The 6048-nt window shown below is 67.7% G+C and carries 1 protein-coding gene; it reads right to left on the bottom strand.

Annotated elements, in window-relative coordinates:
* A partial coding sequence (locus WAW17_RS25310; RefSeq protein ID WP_422335632.1) for an amino acid adenylation domain-containing protein occupies positions 1–6048 on the bottom strand: 6048 nt, incomplete at both ends.

Genomic DNA, 6048 nt, shown 5'->3' with positions numbered 1-6048 from the left:
ACCAACATCATCCGCAACCCACACGCCCTCCGGAATGCACGATTCTCACCGGCTAACTGAACGGTATTGCGATTAACCCGGGCAGCGAACTGGCCGTACGTCAGCGCCTCGTCCTCGAACACCACCGCCACCGCATCCGGGGTCCGCGCGACCTGCGTCTCGAACAACTCCACCAGCGTGGCATCGGGCACCGGAACCGACGTCTCGTTCCACCGCTTCATCGACGCGCGCTCAGCGGCGCTACGCAGTTCGATGTCACCGACCGGCACAGTCACATCAGCGGTGACCGCCTCGAATATCGTGACGAGTTGCGCGGCGAACCCGGCGACTGTCGATTCCTCGAACAAGTCGACCGCGTAGGTGATCGATCCGGAGATCCCGTTGCGCTGCCCCGCGGCATCGAAGACCTCGGTGAGGTGCAGTTCGAGATCGAGTTTCGCACCGACGACGCCCGTTTCCAGCGGCGCGATGTCCAATCCGGGCAGCGATACTTCCGACCCGACGAAATTGTGCACCACCAGCAAGACCTGGAACAATGCCGAATGGGCCGTCGAGCGCGCCGGCTCGAGAATTTCCACCAGTCGTTCCAACGGAACATCCGGATTCCCGAAACCTGCGAGGTCGATCTCGCGGATATCGGTCAGAACGTCCGCGAACGACGCCGCACCGTCGATGCGGTTGCGCAGCACCAGCGTGTTCCCGAACATGCCGACCAGGTCGTCGAGCGCCGCCTCGCCACGCCCCGCGATCTGCGTGCCGATGGGAATGTCCTCGGTGCCGCTCAGCCGCGCCAACAGCACCGCCAACGCCGCGTGCGTCACCATGAAGAATGTCGAATTGTTCTCCCGGGCAAGCTGATCGATCCGCTCCGCAAGGTCCGCGTCGAGAGTGAACTCCACCGCCGCGCCACGCGACGACTGCACCGGCGGACGCGGATGATCCGTCGGCAACTCCACTAGATCCGGCAGATCCGCCAGCGCCTCGGTCCAGTACCCCAACTGCCGCGAGATCAGCGATTCCGGATCACCCTCGGAGCCGAGAACCTCCTGCTGCCAGAGGGTGTAGTCGGCGTACTGCACGGGCAGCGGCGCCCAGCCAGGCGCGTGACCCTCGTGCCGCGCCACATAAGCCGCCACGATGTCCCGCGACATCGGGGCCGCCGAGCCGCCGTCGCTGGAGATGTGGTGGACCACCATCGCCAGCACGAACTCGTGCTCGCCGAGCTGGAACAGCCTCGCTCGCAGCGGAACTTCCCGGACCACATCGAACCCGCGCCCGACGAACTCGGCAACCCGATTATGTGCGCCGTCGGGAGTGACGTGGTCCGGAGTCAGATCAAGCTTCAGCGCCGTCACGGGCATAATCACCTGCGACGGACCCTCATCCGAATCCGGGAACATCGTCCGCAACGCTTCGTGCCGGTCGACCACGTCGAGCAGGGCAGCTTGGAGCGCGTCGATGTCCAGCTCACCGTGCAGCCGGATGGCCAGCGGAATGTTGAACGCCGACGACTCCGGATCGAACTGGTTGAAGAACCACATCCGCTGCTGCGCCGGCGACAACGGAACCCGCTCCGGGCGCTCCCGGCGCGTCAACGCCGCCTGTGCCCCCTCACCGGCATGCTGCTCGGCCCGTACCGCCAGCGCCTCCACCGTCGACGCCTCGAAGATCACCCGCACCGGCACCCGGGTGTTCAGCGCCGCACCCAACCGGGACACCACCTGCGTCGCCACCAACGAATTACCGCCCAGCGCAAAGAAATCGTCATCCAGCCCGACTCGTTCCAGGCCGAGAACCTCGGCGAACACACGCGCCACCGTTTCCTCTACCGGATTGGTCGGCGCCCGGAATTCCCGCGCCGCGAACACGGGCGCCGGCAACGCCCGCCGGTCCAGCTTCCCGGACGACGCGATCGGCAACGCGTCGAGGACCAGCACCTGCGAGGGCACCATGTAAGCCGGCAGCGATTCACCCACCGTTTTTCGCAGCATCTCAGGGTCGAGGGTGAAGGCAGGTTCGGCCACCACGTAGCCCACCACCTGATCGCCGACGTGCGGATCACGGTGCAGCACCACCACCGCCTGCGACACTCCCGCACACCTGCCGAGGGTCGCCTCGATCTCGCCGAGTTCGATTCGCAGACCACGCAACTGCACCTGCGCGTCGCGTCGGCCGACGAAGTCGAGTTCGCCGTTGCTCGTCCACCGCACGAGATCGCCGGTGCGATACATCCGCTCGCCGGGCCCTGCGAGCGGATCAGCCACGAATCGCTCGGCTGTGAGCGCGCTCCGGGCGTGGTATCCACGAGCGAGTCCACTGCCCGAGAGATACAGCTCACCGACGACCCCGACCGGAACCGGGTGCAGTCGCGCGTCCAGCACGACGGCCCCGGCACCCTCGATCGGGGCGCCGATCGTGATCCGATCTTCCGGGGCGAGCGCCTCGGTCATCGTGATGATGATGGTGGTCTCGGTGGGGCCGTAGCTGTTGAAGAACCGGCAGGCCGGACCGAACTTGGCGACCAGTTCCGGCGGGCACACATCGCCACCGACCACTACTGCCTGCAGATCGGTCCCATCAGGGTCCAGCGTGCCCAGCGCCGCCGGTGCCGTGATGATGTGGGTGACCCGCTCGGTACGCAGCAACTCCGCGAGTTCGCCGCCCCCGATGATCTCCGGTGGCGCGACCACCATCGTGGCACCGGCGCTGAATCCCGCGATCGTCTCGAACACCGACGCGTCGAAGCTCGACGACGAGAACCGCAGCATCCGAGAGCCCGTGGTCAGGCCCAACTCGACACGGGCGTCGGCACAGAACGAGGCCAGGCCGCGGTGGGTGACCACGACCCCCTTCGGAGTGCCCGTCGAACCGGACGTGTAGATCATGTACACCGCATTCGCCGGCGTGATCGGCGCGGTGCGCTCGGCTTCGGTGATCGCCACCGCCGAGTACTCGTTGCACATCTCCTGTAGGTCGTCCGAATCGAGAGCCAGCCAATCGATCTCTCCGGGCGGCGAACTCACAGCGGTACCGGTGAGCCCGATGACCGCCCCGGAGTCGTTCAGCATGTGCTCGATCCGCTCGACCGGCAGCTTCGGATCGACCGGCACGAAGGCGCCACCCGTCTTCGCGACCGCCCACACCGCGATCACCGAGCCGACGGACCGCGGGAACGACAGCGCAACAAAGCTCTCCGGACCGACACCACGGGCGATCAGCACGCGGGCCAGCCGGTTCGACCGGGCATCGAGCTCCTCATACGACATCTCCACGCCGCCACAGCTCGACGCGACACCGGACGGGCTCGCCGCCTCGGCACCGGCAGCCAGAATCTCCGGCAACGTCCGCAGCGGCAGGGACAGCGGCGCAGGGTCCGCAGTCACGAGCACCCGTTCCCGTTCCGCCGTGCCCAGCACATCGATATCGCCCACCGGCGCCTGTGGCGTTGCGGCAATTCCGGTGAGCAGGCGCACGAACCGTTCCGCGAATCCGGCTGACGTCGACGCGTCGAACAGGTCGATGGCGTAGGTGAGGGAGCCCGCCAGCCCGCCGCCCTCCTCGCGGAGAGTCAGTTCGAGGTCGAACTTCGCCACGTCCAGTCCGGGATCGAGCGGATCGACCTGCAGGCCCGGCAGTTCCAGTCCCGCGACGCCCTGGTTCTGCACCGACAGCGCCACCTGGAACAACGGCGAATACGCCTGCGAGCGGAGGGGATCGACGGCTTCGACGACTCGCTCGAACGGAATGTCCGCGTGGCCGTAAGCGGCGAGATCGGTGGCCCGGATCCGTTCCAGCAGCTGCGTGAAGCTCGATGCCGGGTCGACCTCGGTCCGCAACACCAGGGTGTTGACGAACATGCCGACCAGATCCTCGAGTGCACGTTCAGTGCGTCCCGCGATCGGGCTACCCACCAGGATGTCCGTGGTTCCGCTGAGCCTGGCCAGCAGCACCGAGAGCGCGGCATGCAGCAACATGAACATGGTCGCGCCCTGCTCTCGCGCCAGTGCCTCGAGCTGTGCGGTGAGCACGGCGTCGATCGTGAAGTCGGTGCGTGCGCCGCGGTACGACGCCTGAGCGGGGCGGGGGCGGTCGGCCGGCAGTTCGAGCACGGCAGGGGCGTCGGCCAGTTGCCTGGTCCAATACGCCAGTTGGGTGGCCGCCGTCGATTCCAGATCGTCTTCGTCGCCGAGGACGGCCCGCTGCCACAACGTGTAATCCGCGTACTGCACCGGCAACGGCGCCCACATCGGCGCCGCGCCGCCGGTCCGGGCCGAATAAGCGACGAGCACGTCGCGGGCAAGCGGGATCGTCGAGAAGCCGTCGCCGCTGATGTGATGGACCACCATCGCCAGCACGTGCTCGGTCGCCGAGACGCGGAACAGTGCGCCGCGCACCGGCACCTGGGTGGAGACGTCGAAGCCTCGGGACAGCACGTCGAGGACGGCGGAGTGCAGCGCTCCCGCACTGTCGACGGGGCGGGGTGTGAGACCGATACTCACCTGCTCGGCGGGCAGAATGTGCTGGTACGGGCCGTCGTCGGAGTTCGGGAACACGGTACGCAGCGCCTCGTGCCGCGCGAGGACGTCGGCCACCGCCGCCTGCAGTGCATCGACGTCCAGGTCTCCGGTCAGCCGCATGGTCAGCGGAAGGTTGTACGCCGGCGAACCGGTGTCGAACTGGTTGAGGAACCACATCCGTTGCTGCGCCGGCGACAGCGGTACTCGCTCGGGCCGCGGCCCGGCCACCAGTGCCGGGCGCTCGAGGCCGCGTTCAGCGGCGTCTACCCGGGCAGCCAAAGCGGCGACGGTCGGGGCCTCGAACAACTCCCGCACCCCCAGCGCGGTCCCCCAGATCGCGTTGAGCCGGGCAACGACCCGGGTCGCGCTCAGCGAGTTGCCGCCGATCGCGAAGAAGTCGTCCTCGGCCCCGACGCGCTCGACGCCCAGGACCTCCGCGAACGCCTCCGCGACCAGGGACTCGGCTACCGACCGTGGGGTCACGAACTCGCGTGCGAGGAACACCGGTTCGGGCAGCGCCGCTGTATCGACCTTGCCGGCGGGGGTCAGCGGCAACGCGTTGAGCACGGTCATTGCGGAGGGGATCATGTATTCCGGCAGCAGCCGTCCCACGTGCGCGGCCAGCGCCGCAGGGTCGAGCGTCCGGCCGGGGGAAGCCATCAGATAGGACACGATCGTGCCGGTGGCGGGGTGAGAGACCGTGACGGCCATCTCGACGCTCTCGTGTGATGCCAAAGCCCCGTCGACCTCGGCGAGTTCGACTCGGTGACCGCGCACCTTCACCTGGAAGTCGGTCCGGCCGAGGTATTCCAGGTCGCCGGATGCGTTCCGGCGCACCAGATCACCGGTGCGGTAGAGCCGCGTTCCCGTGCTGCCGTGCGGATCTGCGACGAATCTCTGCGCCGTCAGCCCGGCGCGGCGGTGGTATCCGCGGGCCAACCCCTGGCCTCGTAGATACAACTCGCCGGCAACCCCGACAGGCACGGGATGCAGACGCCCGTCGAGCACCAGAGTCTCCGTTCCCTGCACCGGCTTCCCGATGAGCACCGGCGCGCCGGGGGTCATCGGCCCATGGTGGGTGGCCATGATCGTCGATTCGGTGGGGCCGTAGGCGTTGAACATCCGCCGTCCCGGCGCCCACCGGCGCACCAGGGAAGCCTCACACGCCTCACCCCCGACCACCACGACGCCGATATGGTCCAGGCCTTCAGGATTCACCGTCGCCAGCGCGCCGGGAGTGAAGAACACGTGCGTCAGCTCGGCGTCCCGCAGAATCGTGGCCAGTTCCGCGCCGCCGTACACGTCGACGGGAACGACGACCATCGTCGCCGCACCACCGGCCGCCATCAGCAGTTCCAGTATCGACGCGTCGAAGCTGGGTGACGCGAAATGCAATGTCCGCGAGCCGGGCCCGACGCCATAGTGCTTCTGCTGCTCCGCAACGAACGCGGCAAGTCCTCCGTGTGGCACGACGACGCCCTTGGGCGTACCCGTCGACCCCGACGTGTAGATCATGTACGCAGGGTTATCG

Origin of the sequence: Rhodococcus sp. (in: high G+C Gram-positive bacteria), from assembly GCF_049286785.1 — a bacterium.
Taxonomy (GTDB): domain Bacteria; phylum Actinomycetota; class Actinomycetes; order Mycobacteriales; family Mycobacteriaceae; genus Rhodococcus_F.
Note: the sequence above shows the minus strand (reverse complement) of the source record. Positions and strands in the feature narration are given on the sequence as shown.